This is a genomic window from Dyadobacter bucti, assembly GCF_005869225.1.
GTDB classification, from domain to species: domain Bacteria; phylum Bacteroidota; class Bacteroidia; order Cytophagales; family Spirosomataceae; genus Dyadobacter; species Dyadobacter bucti.
The window spans coordinates 1217811-1233317 of sequence record NZ_SWFP01000001.1 but is presented as its reverse complement, the minus strand read 5'-3'; the positions used below and the strand labels follow the sequence as shown (position 1 = coordinate 1233317).

General features: G+C 44.8%; 17 protein-coding genes. 4 read left to right on the top strand and 13 right to left on the bottom strand.

Annotated features, from left to right (window positions below; all coding sequences use genetic code 11):
- Nucleotides 1-3: 3 nt before the first annotated feature.
- Nucleotides 4-1161: a response regulator gene (locus FBF61_RS04615; protein WP_138475973.1), complete on the bottom strand. Its 1158-nt coding sequence runs from the start codon at nucleotides 1159-1161 to the stop codon at nucleotides 4-6.
- The gene (locus FBF61_RS04610) at nucleotides 1158-1709 is read right to left on the bottom strand and encodes a hypothetical protein (protein ID WP_138475972.1); all 552 of its coding nucleotides are present in this window, start codon (nucleotides 1707-1709) and stop codon (nucleotides 1158-1160) included. The genes FBF61_RS04615 and FBF61_RS04610 overlap by 4 nt, the downstream gene beginning before the upstream one ends.
- A 184-nt stretch (nucleotides 1710-1893) precedes the next feature.
- On the opposite strand from FBF61_RS04610, the gene FBF61_RS04605 reads away from it, so the two are divergent.
- Complete coding sequence (locus FBF61_RS04605) at nucleotides 1894-2811, top strand: glycosyltransferase family 2 protein (RefSeq protein ID WP_138475971.1); 918 nt, start codon at nucleotides 1894-1896, stop codon at nucleotides 2809-2811.
- Nucleotides 2812-2813: 2 nt separating this feature from the next.
- Nucleotides 2814-3986, top strand: a complete 1173-nt coding sequence (locus FBF61_RS04600; RefSeq protein WP_138475970.1) for a glycosyltransferase family 2 protein — start codon at nucleotides 2814-2816, stop codon at nucleotides 3984-3986.
- A 44-nt stretch (nucleotides 3987-4030) separates the two neighbouring features.
- Here FBF61_RS04600 and FBF61_RS04595 read toward each other — a convergent pair whose 3' ends face one another.
- From FBF61_RS04595 to apaG, 10 genes are all read right to left on the bottom strand, one after another.
- Nucleotides 4031-4399: an Hpt domain-containing protein gene (locus FBF61_RS04595; RefSeq protein WP_138475969.1), complete on the bottom strand. Its 369-nt coding sequence runs from the start codon at nucleotides 4397-4399 to the stop codon at nucleotides 4031-4033.
- A 149-nt stretch (nucleotides 4400-4548) separates the two neighbouring features.
- Nucleotides 4549-5553 (bottom strand): MlaD family protein, encoded by a 1005-nt coding sequence (locus FBF61_RS04590; protein ID WP_138475968.1) that lies wholly within the window; start codon nucleotides 5551-5553, stop codon nucleotides 4549-4551.
- A gap of 3 nt (nucleotides 5554-5556) precedes the next feature.
- Complete coding sequence (locus FBF61_RS04585) at nucleotides 5557-6321, bottom strand: ABC transporter ATP-binding protein (RefSeq protein ID WP_138475967.1); 765 nt, start codon at nucleotides 6319-6321, stop codon at nucleotides 5557-5559.
- Between the two features lies 1 nt (nucleotide 6322).
- Entirely contained in the window at nucleotides 6323-7111 is a 789-nt protein-coding gene (locus FBF61_RS04580) for an MlaE family ABC transporter permease (RefSeq protein WP_138475966.1), read from the bottom strand.
- A 49-nt stretch (nucleotides 7112-7160) separates the two neighbouring features.
- Nucleotides 7161-7934, bottom strand: a complete 774-nt coding sequence (locus tag FBF61_RS04575; RefSeq protein ID WP_138475965.1) for an EcsC family protein — start codon at nucleotides 7932-7934, stop codon at nucleotides 7161-7163.
- A gap of 117 nt (nucleotides 7935-8051) precedes the next feature.
- Nucleotides 8052-9113: an endonuclease/exonuclease/phosphatase family protein gene (locus FBF61_RS04570; protein ID WP_138475964.1), complete on the bottom strand. Its 1062-nt coding sequence runs from the start codon at nucleotides 9111-9113 to the stop codon at nucleotides 8052-8054.
- Nucleotides 9114-9444: 331 nt separating this feature from the next.
- Nucleotides 9445-10587 carry a hypothetical protein gene (locus tag FBF61_RS04565; RefSeq protein WP_138475963.1) on the bottom strand — a complete coding sequence of 381 codons (1143 nt, stop codon included), beginning with the start codon at nucleotides 10585-10587 and terminating at the stop codon, nucleotides 9445-9447.
- Entirely contained in the window at nucleotides 10584-11552 is a 969-nt protein-coding gene (locus tag FBF61_RS04560) for a DUF2157 domain-containing protein (protein ID WP_138475962.1), read from the bottom strand. Before FBF61_RS04560 ends, FBF61_RS04565 begins: the two co-directional genes overlap by 4 nt.
- Nucleotides 11553-11661: 109 nt before the next feature.
- On the bottom strand, nucleotides 11662-12438 hold the full coding sequence (locus FBF61_RS04555) for an O-methyltransferase (protein WP_138475961.1): 777 nt from the start codon (nucleotides 12436-12438) through the stop codon (nucleotides 11662-11664).
- Between the two features lie 47 nt (nucleotides 12439-12485).
- The gene (gene apaG, locus FBF61_RS04550; protein WP_138475960.1) at nucleotides 12486-12872 is read right to left on the bottom strand and encodes a Co2+/Mg2+ efflux facilitator ApaG/CorD; all 387 of its coding nucleotides are present in this window, start codon (nucleotides 12870-12872) and stop codon (nucleotides 12486-12488) included.
- A gap of 118 nt (nucleotides 12873-12990) precedes the next feature.
- On the opposite strand from apaG, the gene ung reads away from it, so the two are divergent.
- Nucleotides 12991-13656, top strand: coding sequence for a uracil-DNA glycosylase (gene ung, locus FBF61_RS04545; protein ID WP_138475959.1), 666 nt, complete (start codon nucleotides 12991-12993; stop codon nucleotides 13654-13656).
- 72 nt (nucleotides 13657-13728) lie between these two features.
- On the opposite strand, the gene FBF61_RS04540 is transcribed toward ung, so the two are convergent.
- Nucleotides 13729-14133: a Dabb family protein gene (locus FBF61_RS04540; RefSeq protein ID WP_229214910.1), complete on the bottom strand. Its 405-nt coding sequence runs from the start codon at nucleotides 14131-14133 to the stop codon at nucleotides 13729-13731.
- Nucleotides 14134-14553: 420 nt separating this feature from the next.
- Here FBF61_RS04540 and FBF61_RS04535 point away from each other — a divergent pair, with 420 nt between their 5' ends.
- Complete coding sequence (locus tag FBF61_RS04535; protein ID WP_229214909.1) at nucleotides 14554-15507, top strand: zinc dependent phospholipase C family protein; 954 nt, start codon at nucleotides 14554-14556, stop codon at nucleotides 15505-15507.

Below are 15507 nucleotides of genomic sequence, written 5' to 3'. Positions count from 1 at the left end.
CCGTCAAAGTTTTTCTATAAAAATTATACTTGAATCATCCAGCTGATTGCTGTCGTCAATGCTTTCCAGCACATTGGCCCTGATCAGTTCGAAGCTATCCGGCATACCGAGGTAGGGGCTGATCCTGGTAACAAAGAATGGATAATCGCTTTTTTTCAGACCATCGGAAGGAATATCGATCATGCCATCAGTGAAAATCGCAAGCTGGTCGCCCGGACTCATCTGGATCAATTGCTTGTCGTAAAACCCATCTTCCAGCAATCCGAGCAACAGACCCGACGAAAGGATTGTCTTCGTTTCCCTGGTTTCCGTTTTGTAATTGATCAATGGCAAATCGCCTGCGCCTGTATAATGTATCTGGCCGGTTTGGCTGTCCAGCAAAAGCAGGGAAAGGCTTGATAAAATGTTCTGAAGGCTCTCGTCCAGGTAGATCAGTTTGTTGATCTTCTGCACAATTGTATCCAGTGCAAAATCATTGTCCAGCACGCAAAATCTGATAGCAGCCCTGATGTAGCTTAAAAAACCAAAAGTGAAGAACCAGGCTTTCCACTTTTTACCCATGATATCTCCCAGGAAAGCAAAGCAATATCTGTCATCCACCTGGACGAAATCGATAAAGTCACCCCCAGGGTATCCGCGGAATCCTTTGTGCCAGAAGTGAATACTGTATCCGGCAACCTGCGGCCTCACCGTCGGTATTGATTTGACATTCAGTGTTTCAGCCGCAATCCTTAATTCCCGGATTGATCTGATATGTTCATTTTCAAGGGAGTTGATGATGTTTTTTAATTTGGATATAATTACCGGAAGCGGTGTTTCCTTATTAATATAGTCCAATGCATTCATATTGAGCCCTTCCAATACTAGTGAATTATCGGTATGGGAAGTAAGAAACACGAACGGGATATCACTGATATCAGGGTTTTGCAGCACGGCCTGCCTGAAATCGAAACCATTCATTTCCGGCATGTCATAGTCGGACAGGATAAGGTCTGGCTGCTCATTGACCAGCAATTTCAGCGCCTCTGATGCCGAGTCGCAGAGAACACATTGATAGCCGGCTTTGGTAAGGGAAGCCGAGATAACCTTGCGAAAAAGCAGGTTATCCTCGACAATCAGCACTTTCTTCAATTTCGCCGGTGCTTCTTCGAAAGCGATCATTTTTTGTTGAAGTTTAATACAAACATCAGAACTCCGCCAAATATGACCAGCAAAGACACCAGATCCATGATCGTTACGCCGTCATTTTGATTGAAATAGAAGACGGTGAACATTTCGAAGCTGGGAGGGGCGGGCATGATGATCATTGCAAACCCTACTACAATCAGCAGGATGGACAGGATGAACATCACAATTTTCTGGGCCGTGTGACGGTGCAGATACCGCCTGGTCATTTGGCTGTCGATTTTGGTTTCAGAAAGCAATTTTTCCAGGCCTTCCAGCAGTTCTTCTCTGGACAAATTATTGTCCTGATCGAGCGACTGATACGGTGCGAGCTGCTGTGCGACAGATACCGAATTCTGAAAGGCAGCAGCGATTTTTTGTTCATAATGTTTCGCGTGATGGCTTTCCAGTCTGCATTTCGCGATCACCTCGATCAGCTCCTGGATCTTGTTGTCCAGAAGAATAATTTCCGGTTCCTTGCCTGGCGGGAGCTCAGGTTTGCTGTCCGAAATTTTACCTATATCCAAAAGACGGTTGACTTTCACTTTACGAATAACGGATTGTAACTATTTTATTTTATCACCACTTGTAACGCTATTCCTTCAAAATATCCGTTGCAGGACCACATTTTGGTTAAAGCTATATTTTTATTGTTAATTTTGAAATAATTCTACAAACGAATAAAATTATTCCTTCGATTCTACAGGTATCAGCTGCACGTTTTGCACCATGAAAAGTGTCTCCATTATTACTGTGAATTTTAATCAGCCTCAGGTTACGGACGATTTGCTCAGGTCGCTCAGGGAAGTGAATACTTACCCTGCTCTGGAAATAATCGTGGTCGATAACGGGAGCAAAGTGAACCCGGTACCTGTCTGGGAAGCTGCCGACAGCGGTATCAAATTTATCAGATCTGACGAAAATACAGGGTTTGCCGGCGGGAACAATATCGGAATAAGGCATGCAACCGGCGATTATCTTTTTCTGATCAACAACGATACCGAAGTTACTCCGGACCTGATCGGGAAGCTTGTGCAAACCATGGAATCGAACCCCAAGATCGGCATGATCTCGCCCAAGATCCATTATTTTGACCATCCCGGCATGCTTCAGTATACAGGTTACACGCCGATGAATTACTACACAGGCAGCAACGCATGCATCGGGCAATTTGAGGAAGATAATGGTCAGTATGATTCTTTGAGCGGAGTTACCGGCTATGCGCACGGAGCGGCGATGATGATCAGGCGGGAGGCGCTGGAAAAGGCGGGAGTGATGGCGGAAAATTACTTTCTGTATTATGAAGAGCTGGACTGGTGTGAACGGATCCGTAAGGCGGGGTATGAAATCCATACGGATTTATCTGCCCTCATTTATCACAAGGAATCGGTATCCGTCGGAAAACGGACTGCTTTGAAAGAGTATTTTATGAACCGAAACAGGATATTGTTCATCAGAAAAAACGCTTCCTCTTTTGCTTTTTTCATTTTCTGCTGCTATTTCCTCGCGCTGGTGGTGCCGAGAAATCTACTTCACTATATCAAGAACAAAGAATACAGTTTTATTCCGGTATTTTTTAAAGCCATTACCTGGCACTTTTCCAATAAACCGGATAGCAATTATCTGGGCTACCCGTTGATCCGCTAAATATGGAAATTCTATTCTGGCTTAGTTTATTCATTGTCTTTTACACTTTTGCAGGATACGGCATCCTACTTTACATACTCGTACGTGTCAGGAGATTAATAATGGGTAAAAGGGCTGTTCCGGGACTCGATCAGGTTTTTCCGACCCTCACGCTGATTATCGCCGCCTACAACGAAGAAAGTATCATTGAGGAAAAAATCAGAAATACACTGGAGCTTTCCTACCCGCATGACAAGCTGAAATTTCTCTTTGTGACTGACGGTTCTTCGGACCGTACACCGGCTCTGATCAGCGCCTATGACCGGATCAAGCTGATGCACACACCCGTGAGAAGCGGGAAGATCCAGGCTATCCACAGAGCTATGCACGAAGTCGACAGCGAGGTGGTGGTTTTTACCGATGCAAACACTTTCCTGAACAAAGATGCATTGCTACTGATCGCAAGACATTATGCCGATCCGAAGGTGGGCGCAGTATCCGGGGAAAAGAGGGTACAGCAGGAAGCGGTCTCGGATGCTACGGCCGGGGAGGGTTTCTACTGGAAATATGAGTCTGCTTTAAAAAAGTGGGATTCTGAGCTTTATTCTGTGGTGGGTGCGGCCGGCGAATTGTTCAGTGTGCGGCGGTCGCTTTACCAGCAGGTGGAGCCGGATACAATCCTGGATGATTTTATGATCTCAATGCTGATCGCTCAACAGGGTTACCGGATTATCTATGAGCCTGATGCTTACGCTTCTGAACTTTCATCGGACAACATCAAGGAGGAACTGAAACGCAAGGTCAGGATCGCGGCTGGCGGGATTCAATCTATTTTACGGTTGAAAAAGCTCTTTAATCCGTTCCATTATCCTGTGTTGTCATTTCAATATATCAGCCACCGTGTGCTGCGCTGGACGATCACGCCGTTTCTGATGATCCTGGCACTGATATTAAATGTTGTGATAGTGGCCAGATCAGGGCATTGGGTTTACCTGGTGATTTTGTTGGCGCAACTGCTGTTTTATATCTCTGCATTTGCGGGCTGGATGCTGGAAAAACGCAAGGTTAAAGTAAAGGTGCTTTTTATCCCTTATTATTTTTGTGTGATGAATTATGCAGTCCTGGCGGGTATCCTGCGATACATGGCTGGAAATCAGAGCTCGGTCTGGGAGAAATCCAAAAGAAAAAGCGGGTAGTATAACCACCCGCTTAGAAGTATTTTCAGTAGGTAAATTTTCCGTCAGGCCATTTTCAACCTTTCCGATTCCTGTTCCAGGATTGGCGTAACATAATTAAGGTCGTCCGAAATATCTGAATAGAGCTTTATCAGCTGTTCATGATCTTCGTTGTCGCGAATGGCTTTTTCCAGTACCTCTACCTTTGTTCTGACCCAGGTAAGGCCAGCCATAGTGAAGGAAGGCTTCAGCCCGTGAACGATAGCAGCAGATTCTTTTAAATCATTTGTTTCCAGAGTGTTGTGTAGTGTCTGCCATCGGGGCATGGAGTCACTGAGAAAGGCGTCGAAGATCATGTAAAGTATCACAGGATCATCGCCGTACGCCTGATCGATATAGTCCAGATCGAGAGCAGAATTGAGTTGTAATGCCATTTTAGTTAAATTAGAGGTATAAGTATATCAGAGAGTTGTAAAGAAAATGCGATTTATTTTTAATAAATAACGGAAACTATTTTTACAATCTGTCCCGTATTATTTACAAAATTAAAAAAATATTTCTTCCACTAATCTGATACTCCATTTTACTCCACTTTTTCCGGCTGTTTGACCTCCTCTTTTTCTTGTTCTTTCGCTTTCTTTTTAAAGTACCGGCGGAAAAGGAAATTTGATCTGAGCGCCTGCATATTTTCATCCAGTTTCTCCGTACTGCTTTCCAGGTTTTTTAGCGTTCCCTTGAGATTTGAAGCCGTGCTCTCATCATGCAGGAGTACCCCCAGCGGGCTGGTTGTATTGGAATTGAGATCGGCACTGGCGGTCTTCAGGTTCGACACCATTACGTTGGCCGAAGAAATTGTTTCGTTCAGTTTGCCGATCGTCCCGCGCAGGTCGCGCATGATCACAGTATCGGTTGCAAAATCATTGGCCAGCCCGCCTTTCTGGTTCAGCTTGGCTGTAAAACCTGACAGGGAAGCGGTCATGGTCTGTGCATTCAGAGAGGCTTGTTTCAAAGTTGCCAGTGTCTTGTCAACATCGTTATAGAGGCTTTCGTCGGCAAGTAGCATTCCCACAGTCCCTTTTCCTTCGAGGATATTTTTACTGATAGTTTTGAAGGCGCTTGTGATACCGAGCAGGTTTTTGTTGTTTTCCGAAAGAACGGCCAGCATTTCTTCTGTACTTTCTATTTTCTCCACAATCAGCTCGTCCCCATCTTCAATGGAAGGTACTTTCTGGGTACCGCCGTAAATCACAATGATCTTGTTCCCGATCAGACCGTCGGTGCTGACTTTCGCTTTGGCATTTTTTCTGATAAATTCCTGGGATTTCTCCTCAATGTTCATCATTACCTCAACGCGCGAATTTTCCAGAAAGCGGATGGTCTTGACGGTGCCGATCTTCACACCTGAGTACCACACATTGTTTCCCGGTTTTAGTCCGTTAACGTCGTCAAAAATCGTTTTAACGGCTATATTGGAGGAAAATATTTTTTTCATACTTCCTACGGTAAGTATTCCCACGGCGAAAATAACGATGCCGATAATGACAAAAAGACCTACTGTTATGGAGCGTTTCCTTGCTGATGTTTCCATTATTTACTGAATAAAATTATAGTCGTAAAAACTTTTGATTCTTTCCTCATCTGTATTAAAAACCTCCTCAAAAGTGCCCTGTCTGAGGAAGCGTCCGTCGAGAAGCATGGCAATCTTGTCGCCCGTAGCCCGGGCACAGGTAAGGTCGTGGGTGATAATGATAGAAGTGGTGTGGTATTTTTCCTTAACCTCGTTGATCAGTTCGTTGATTTCCAGGCAGGTAATAGGATCCAGTCCCGCGGTTGGCTCATCGTAAAGCATGATTTCAGGCTGCAGAATGAGTGTCCGGGCGATTCCTATTCTTTTACGCTGGCCACCGGACAGTTCGGATGGTACCTGGTTGATCGTCTGGCTGAGCCCTACCGCATCCAGTACTCCCTCCACCTGCTGGTCAATTTCCGAGCGGGTAAGGTTTTTTACATTCCTGACCAGTGGGAATTCAAGATTTTCACGTACGGTCATACTATCATACAATGCGCTGTTCTGAAAGGAAAAGCCGATCTTCAGTCTCAGGTCCCTCAGTTCCTTTTCATTCAGCGTAGACACTTCCTGGCCAAGTACTTTCACATCTCCTCTGTCCTGGCTGAGCAGCCCGACAATAATTTTGATCAGTACGGATTTGCCCGTCCCGGAACGACCCAGCACCACCACGTTTTCGCCTTTCTCTACTTTCAGATCTACGCCGCGGAGTACATGAAGATCCCCGAATGACTTGTAAAGCCCCCTGATATCGATAACCGGCTCCTGAGTGTTATTCGTTTCTGCCATTCTAAACTCTGAAATAATTTGATACCTGAACAATGATAACCTCCTCGATAAATATGAGGAACATGGAAATTACCACCGATGAATTGGCCGCTTTCCCGACGCCTTCGGTTCCCTTGCTGGCGTTATAACCCTGGTAACAGCCGACAATACCAATGGTAAATCCATAGGCAACTGCTTTCGCCACCGAAGTGAAGATGTCCAGGAAGGTGATCTGCTCAAATGCATTCTCGAAAAAGGCAATGAAACTGGTGCCTTCATTGAGGGTTACATTTAAAAATGCGCCCATCAGACTGACCATGGTACAGTAAAACATAAGGATGGGAATGGTAATGGTGCACGCCAGTACGCGGGTAACGACGAGGAATTTGAAGGGGTTTACCGCCGATACTTCCATCGCATCTATTTGTTCGGTAACACGCATGGAGCCCAGTTCCGCCCCGATGCTCGATCCCACTTTCCCCGCACTGATAAGTGCAGTAACCAATGCCGCCAGTGCCCGCACGATCGCAATGGCTACCAGCGAAGGCAACCACGACGTCGCCCCAAATTCGGCCAGTGAAGGCCGGGATTGTTTGGTGAAAACCATTCCGGTAATAAACCCGGTTAGACCGATCAAAAGCAGGGATTTGTAGCCTATGGCATAACACTGCTTTACGAGTTCCTGAAATTCCATTCTTCCTTTGAACGCTTCGCGGAAGAAGCGCAGAAAAAATGTGTAGCCGTTATATACTGCCAGAAAAGCGGAATCTAATCTTTTTGAATAAACATGTTCCTTTCGCTTAGCGCTCATTCAATTTATGTGCAAAGTGGATCAAAGTGTAACTATTGTCTTTAATTGTTCAGACTGCCAGCGGCAGCTGAGGATAACCGGTCGAGCCTGTTAATGTTCTTTCTTCGAACCACCTCATCCGGTATGCATTGATTGCTGTTTTCCCCAACTGATCGAGCAAGCGATAATTGACGATAATCCCAACTGCCGCGCCGATGCCGGGGATTAGCTGGGCCATTTTGGCAAGATCGATATAATCGCGGTATTCCTGCTGAAATGTTTTCCAGTCGAACTGGTGAATGTCTTCAGGCATATGCTGACTTTTTTGCTGCCAGTTGACCATCTGCTCAAAAACTGTTTGTCTTTGTTTTTGGCTAGAGAAGGTAAGCTGGAAAATGTGCAGTATGAAAAGACGTTCCCGGTAGTCGTCGACATCACGGCCGTATAATGCGGCGATATCAAACAGAAGCTTCATTTTGATGCCGATCAGAATGGGGAATTCGGCCAGAGCAAGCAAGAAACCTCCCGCCCCTGTGATACCCCCTTCTGCGGCTCCTGCTTTTTTATAAAATTCTACTCTCTTTTGTACCGCGATCTCAATTTCTTCCAGTGAATTGTTTTTGGCCGGAAAAGCGGTTGTAAACTTCGCTCCGGTCAGCACGGCGCGAATCATTTGCTTAATGGTAGCCGTGATGGCCTGATGCACTTTGTCGGGGATGACGCTATTTATTTTATCCTGAATCTTCTTCGAGGTCCTGTCCACGAAGTTGGGCCGCTTCCGCATCCTGAGTTGCCATTTCTGGAACTCGGGTTTTATTTTTTCTTCGTATGATTTGTTATGCATAGCCAATAGGTCGGGGTAGGGAAGGTGCAGAGTGTATAACCATGATTGGTGGTTAGCAAAAATCATTCCAATATCATTGCCATCATTTTATGCCCGTTTTTTGTGCCATAAATCGGATTAGTTGGTGTCTTTTTTTATTTTTTCGTTTGCAAGGGCAATTTCCTCCGCGTCGGCTTCTGGCTCTTCCTGTTGCACCTTTGCGAGAACTTCGTACTGGAGCTCTATCAGGATCGGGAAATGATCGGATGAGAAATTTTCAAGACGCAGCAGGCGCAGCAATTTAAAATCAACAGAACAAAATACATGATCGAGCGGGAAACGAAGAAAGGGATATTTAGCGTGAAATGTATTGAAAAAGCCTCTGCCTTTTCGCGGATCGAGCAATCCGCTGATCTGGGTAAAGAGATTGGTAGTGTAAGACCAGGCGACATCGTTGAGGTCGCCCACAACCACCGTCGGCAAATTTTCAGCTTTAACCTCCTTTGCGATCAGTAATAATTCCTTATCACGTTCGGTCGAAAACATATTTTCCCCGGGTACCGGCGGGGTGGGATGTACGCAATACAGCCGAACTTCGGTTCCCGATTGAAGTACAACCCTTGCCTTGATCGAAGGGATTTCCGGGTCCACCAAATACCTTACTTCCGGGTTTACCAACTCTAGTTTTGAATAAAGCAGCATTCCATAAGTATTTTCAAGAGGCACCAACACCTGATGGGGGTAATGCTTTTTCAGTTCCTCTGTGCCTTGGTACCAGAAATTGTCTGTTTCGAGCAGCAGGATTATGTCAGGATCATATTTCCTGAGAAGCTTCATAGCGCCAGCAGTATTTTTGTTATCCTGGAAAACGTTGGATGAGATGATGCTCAGTGCATTGTTCGGATCGGAATGCATTGCCCGGAGCAGGGGTCGTTTGGCAAAAAATGTAAATGGGAAAATCTGATAGATCAGGTAAGCCGCATTTGCGCTGATCAACACTACCAAAACGATCTCGAAAGTTGAGGAAACTTGAAAAAGAGAAGCGTAGATGATCAGTATGCAGGCATTGAGGAAAAGTTTCTGAAGGCGGGGATATTCGAAAACGCGGAATGCCCAGAAATCATTTCTTATGAGCGGAATAATAGAAAACAGGACGATTAAACCTCCCATAATCTCCAGAAGAAGCTTTAAAGTGTACATTAATCCAAGGTTATTTGTAGACCAAAATATATTCTAAATATCGTTTTTAATTGCCCGCAAACAAATTGACCGGGCATTTTTTGCCCACAAAAAAACTGATCCAGCTTTCTAATTCCGATCAAACGATAACCGGTATATGTATAATTATCTGACCAGTATTTTTTTGATCCACACGTTCTCCGCGGAGGTGAGCTGGATAGAATACCGGCCGATGATTCGTCGGAGAAATGTATAAATGCATCCTTTTGGTCTGTACTGTGAAGAACTCGATGTTTTCCGGCGGGTTTCCCAGGATAATTGGCGATTTTTCCAGCGTTTCCAAGGTACAATGTTAATATGCTTCGCCAGCGCCTCCTCCGCCAAAATCACCGCCTCCGAATTCCGGACCTCCGTGCTGAGGGGACTGGCCGATTTGCTGGGCCACAATGATCGCCTCTAGGTTTGCAAATTTACGTTTACTGTCCTGTTCGTCGGTGATCCCGTGTTTGGCGGTATGGAAATATTTTATCGAGGCTACGGCCAGCAGGATCATCAGGGCACCCGCCACAGTTATTCCTTGTGCGGGAGTTAAAAAGCCAAAATAATATTTGTAGGTGAATACAGAAAATGCAAAGCTCAGCAGGCCAAGTATGAACAGGATGCGGTCTTTTTTCCGGACTCCTCCGATAATAAAAGCCAGGGGTATGATTATCGTGAAAAAATAAAACAGGGGTGCAAAAGCGACCTGCGGCGATACCGGCGCGTTTAATTCATTTAAAAAAGCATTTCCCTCCCGAACGACAAGGTAATTTCCTCCCAAATAAAATGTGACGAGAGAAAGGACTTCGAGCAATTTTGCGCGATCATGGTAATATGTGTCTTTGATTCTTTTAACCGCCAAATAAATGGCTGCCGATAATGCCATGACCGCAAAGGGAAGCAAGGCTTTTCCGAGCGGGAATTTGACCAGCAAGGTTGCAACCAGCGTTAATATTACTGCAAATAAACCCAATGCTGCAAAAAAGTCGGCGTAGCGAAGCACTGCGAATAAGAAGATAAAAAGCATGAAAATACAGTATTGCCAGATCTCCAGATTATTAAAAAGGATAAAAACAGGCGTCATGGCGGCACCGATCGCGGAATATAACAACGCATTGTCGACCCCTGAATGAAACAGATTTCTGGTTTTTATAAGATATTCCAGTGAAAAAGCATATCCTCCCAGGCAAACCAGACTTAGTACCACGATTGCCGCATCCGAGCCGCCGCCGGATAAGAATATGGAAGCAAAGCCGGCAAAAAAAGAGCAGGCAATTATGGCAAAAAGAAACAGCCCGATTTTGATAAAAATGCCGGGACGGTAGAAATGTTCAGCAAAAACGGCCTTGATTGTGGATAACTGATCGGCGGAGATCAGATTTTTGGAGAGCCAGGAAGATGCAGTTTCCTGGATTTTCAGATTTTCGATCCAGTTTTGGTTGAATGCCTTTTTCATTTTTTGATCCCAAGGAATTTCTTGACGTTTAACAGAAAAATGATGACTCCTATACTTGAAAATAGAAAATAATAGGTTGCAAGTAGCGCCGCAGCTGTGTCCCCAAAAGTTGTAAAAAGAGCATAGGTGATGATCACATATCCGTAAATCACACCCATAAGCAGGAAAATAAGGGATTGTTCTTCCCGGGAGCGAAGTATGAAAAAGTAGCAGAGACCACCCGCAATCAAAAAATAAATGATCTTGTAGTCGTGCGTGAATAGTCCTGTCAAGGCAGCCAGGCACGCCAGATTGCCGCCCATAAACAGGTAAGTGAACGAAAAATGCCGTTTGACCCGGTATCTGTCGGACGTCCAGCCCAACGCCACCAGCATCACACCCAGCAAGATTGCAAGTACAATGATCCTGATGTCTGTGAAATCATTGCCAGCCAGGATGGACATGGGCGCTATCGTGAGCCCCAGCCAGGAAGCCAGTCCCGTTACAGCCAGAGACAGTACGCCCCGGTGATCAAAGCGATAGGCGCAGAAGAAGAAAATAATAGTTGGTATCAGTACCGTGAGGCCATATCTCGTACCGAATGTCTGATATTGAAACTGCAGGTAACCTTCAAGGGCAAGAAAAGTGGTGCACCCCAGAAGCAGGGAGTATTCCGAAAACTTGTTTGGATTTTCGACTTCAGAACTGGTGTAAGGGAGTCGGTTTTTATAGGTATGGTAAAAGCAGACAATGATGACGCAGGCAATGGCGCCGATAATAGCCTGATGACCGATTGTGTCAATGTTTTCATAGATGATTACGCCAACACCACCACCGAAAAGAATGATTCCGAGGTACAATACGGACCGAAGTTCCGAGTGGATGGAAAATGGTTTTTCGGTTTCAAATTTTTCAATAACAGCACTTTGCGGGCTGGAAATGATGCCACTGTCTGCCAATGCTCTGAGGATAGATCGTGTGTTCATGCAGAAAGAAATGAGGGAAAAGTAAAGGTAGCAACTTTGGGAAAAGTTTGTTACCTGACCCGCCCGTCATTTATCTGCCGGATAATTCTGGGATAAAATGAATGATTTTCTAGAACCGTAATATGAAATTCTCCTTTACCTGCTCTTTTCTAAAAAAAACAAGTCCTATCCAGAAAAGATCGACGGAGAGGGTTACCTGTGGATGGGCTTTGATTTGTTCCCAGGCGGCAGTCATTTCCTCCGACCAGTATATGTCGTCAAAAATGAACACGGAATCGTTGGTAGCGTAGGGCAGGCAGTTTTCAAAATATCGGACCGTTGGCTCATGCCGGTGATTTGCGTCAAAATATGCGAAATCCAATGGTTCACGTAGTCCGGCAAGTGTGCTGGGTAGGGTTTCGTCTATGTTTCCTATGATGATGTCGATATTATCCGCACCCATCCTAGCGAAATTGTCGCTGGCAACACCTGCGGTTTCCGGACAGCCTTCGAAAGTCAGGATTTTTGCATTTTTTTTTGCCCGGGACATATAGAGGGTGGTGAGACCCAGTGAAGTACCCAGTTCCAGAATTGTCCGTGGCTGAAACCTTTGGATAAGCCTATTGAAGAGCCTTCCGAATTTTTCTGGCTTTTCGGCATTTTTTGCAATTGTTTTGATTTGACGGCGATTCGACTTGTTGATACGGGAGCCTGCGCCAAGATCCAGGATCTCAATTTCTCTTGTCGATTTAAGAAGCTCCTTACGAAGTGATTTTAATGCAGGATAGTCCGGATTTTCATCTTTCTTGGCTGCTATGACCTTCGTGTAAAGTTCAAACAAAAAAGGGGAGTGAATGGAATGCTCGTTTCCTGATTTGAGGAGGTACTTAATGTATGCTGCAATCAATGGTAAGACTTTTAATGAAAGACATCAATTATGTCGGTCTGAAGATTCTAGTTCATCCGGTAGGGGGCAACCAGCGAAAATGCAGGAATGATAACCCGGAACTGACGCCCGTCGAGCACGCGTTCCATCAAATAGGTACCCGCCATTTTGCCCAAGTCGGTGCGAAGGTTACATCCCGAGACATAATCATGCACATCACCCGGTTCAAGAATAGGCTGGAGACCGACCACACCTGCGCCTTCGACTTCGCGAACGGTTCCGTTTGCATCGTAAATAAGCCAGTGCCTTCTTAGCAATTTAACAGTATACTCGCTATGGTTTTCAATCAGAATCTTATAAGTGAAGACATAATGATCCTGTCCGGGGTTCGAATAATCCGACTGATACTCAGTTAGTACGGTGACTTTTACACCATCTGTCACTTTGGAAACCATATGCTTTGAGGGTGTTGGGTAAGTAGTGAATTCTTCAGCTTAAACGAAAATAGTCATCAATTACTGATAAAACCAAAACAAAATCATATAATTTGGTTTCCAAATCAAAAACAGTTTTATGGATGTAAAAATTGAGCAGTCGTGGAAAGAAAGGTTGGCGCCCGAGTTTGAAAAACCTTATTTTCCTGAGCTGGTGAATTTTGTAAAAAGTGAATATGCAACCCGGCAAATTTTCCCGCCTGCAAAACAGATATTCAATGCATTTAATTTCTGCAGTTTTGACGATTGCAAGGTCGTTATTTTAGGCCAGGATCCATACCATGGATTAGGCCAGGCGAACGGATTGTGTTTCTCCGTCAATGACGGCGTGCGCATGCCGCCTTCCCTGGTCAATATATTCAAAGAAATACAATCGGATCTGGGAAAGCCGTTTCCGGCAACCGGTAATCTTGAGAGGTGGGCTAAGCAGGGGGTGCTGTTGCTCAACGCGACCCTGACGGTGCAAAGCGGTACACCTGGCTCGCATCAGAACAGGGGATGGGAAAAATTCACGGATGCTGTGATCAAATGTGTGTCCGATGAAAAAAGTAACATCGTATTTATGCTTTGGGGCAAATATGCACAGGACAAGGGGGCGGTGATTGACGCGGGGAAACACGAGGTGCTGAAAGCCAGGCATCCCTCGCCCATGTCTGCCAATGGAGGGGGCTGGTTTGGCTGCAAACATTTCAGCAAAGCCAACGCATATCTTGAAAGCAAGGGGCTGGACCCCATTAATTGGTAATAACCGTAAAAGAAAAAAAGAGCCGGGATACCCGACTCTTTTTAAAATTTTCACTCCTATTACTATTATAAATTATTTTTCGATGTTGGAATTCATTTCCAGTACGTTCTCCCAATGCCCTTCATTCGCCTTCACGAATGCCTTCCGGTCTGCATTGGCAACATACTTCTGAGCGCTTTCGTCAGTACGGAATGTCAGGTAATGAATGACATCGAATTGGTTTTGATCGTCGCTTGTTTTCTGCACATGTCCTGCTGAATAAGCTACCACATCCTTCACTGCATTTTTCATTGATGCAAAGTCCCGGAAGTGCTTCTCAATATCTTCGTTTGATGTTCCAGGCTTGAACTTAATACAAATCACGCGCTGTGTTTCCGCAGGTTTGTGTGGTACGTAAGCTCCGTAAATGACCAGCATAAAAACGCATAATGCGAATACCGGTATTAAATATCCTATTGTTTTATTTTTTGTTCTCATTATTTCAAAAATCGATTCGTACTTATTTATGATAATGACAAAGGTAAAACATTATTTAATAATTGCATTATTTATATAAAAAATATAATTTATATTGAAAAATGAGCAATTCTCAGTGGATTTGTATTGCTAAGTTTGATTTTGAGAAATAATATTTGGGAGTAGTTTTCAGCTCAGATTGCTGGTGGTTCCGGAAATTGAATCGATAATTACGGTCGACGACGGCATTTTTGGTCTCATTTCCGAAGACAGGTTTGAAAAAGAGCTGGTTTGTTACTTTTTTCTGCAGAATGCGTCTAAACATGTAAAAAATGGCCTGACTGAGGTTCCAAATTTTATATGGATGTGAAAAACGGTTACATCAAAACTTTTTCAGCAAAAAAACCGAAATTTTTTAATTTATCTGCCACAATCTGCGGCATGATACTGAGTATGACTGTTTTTTGCGGCTTTCATTTTTCCTGGGGATTCTGGGCGCACAAGCGGATCAACCGTCTGGCAGTGTTTCGGCTTCCGTATGAGATGCAGTTTTTCTATAAAAAGAATATTGATTATCTCACTGAAAATGCCACTAACCCCGACCGGAGAAGATATGCCGTAATAGGTGAAGCAGAGCGGCATTATATTGATCTTGACACGTACGGCGACAGTGCCCTGCAGATGTTGCCTGCTTCCTGGCCAGATGCAGTAAGGAAAATGGGGGAAGATAGCCTGAGGAAGCATGGAATTGTGCCATGGTACGTGCAAACGGCCGCTTACCAGCTAACTGAAGCTTTTAAGACAAAAGATGCAAAAAGGATTTTGAGAATTTCTGCCGACCTGGGTCATTACATTGCCGATGCGCATGTGCCTTTACACACAACCCGAAACTATAACGGCCAGCTGACACGGCAGGAGGGGATCCACGCTTTCTGGGAATCGAGGTTGCCGGAATTATTTGCTGCTGACTACGAACTATGGATTGGTGAGGCGGAATATGTGGAAAGGATCCAGGAGAAAATCTGGAGAACAGTTGAAGCATCTCATCTGGCCAGTGATTCTGTATTTCTCTTTGAAAAGCAGTTGAGCGCCTCTTTTGATCCGGCAAAAAAGTACAGTTACGAATTGAGAAACAACGTGTTGACGAGATCCTATTCCCGGGAATTTTCCGCGAAATATCACCAGATGCTCAATGGCCAGGTTGAACGGAGAATGAAGGCCTCGATAAAGATGGTGGGTGACGTTTGGTATACATGCTGGGTCAATGCAGGGCAGCCTGACCTCGGCGATACGGTTAAATTTTCTTTTGATGAAAATGACAAAAAGGACGAAGCTGCCGAGCAACAAAGCTGGATCAGGAAACTACTCCATATTCGGACGGAAGCAGACGACTGA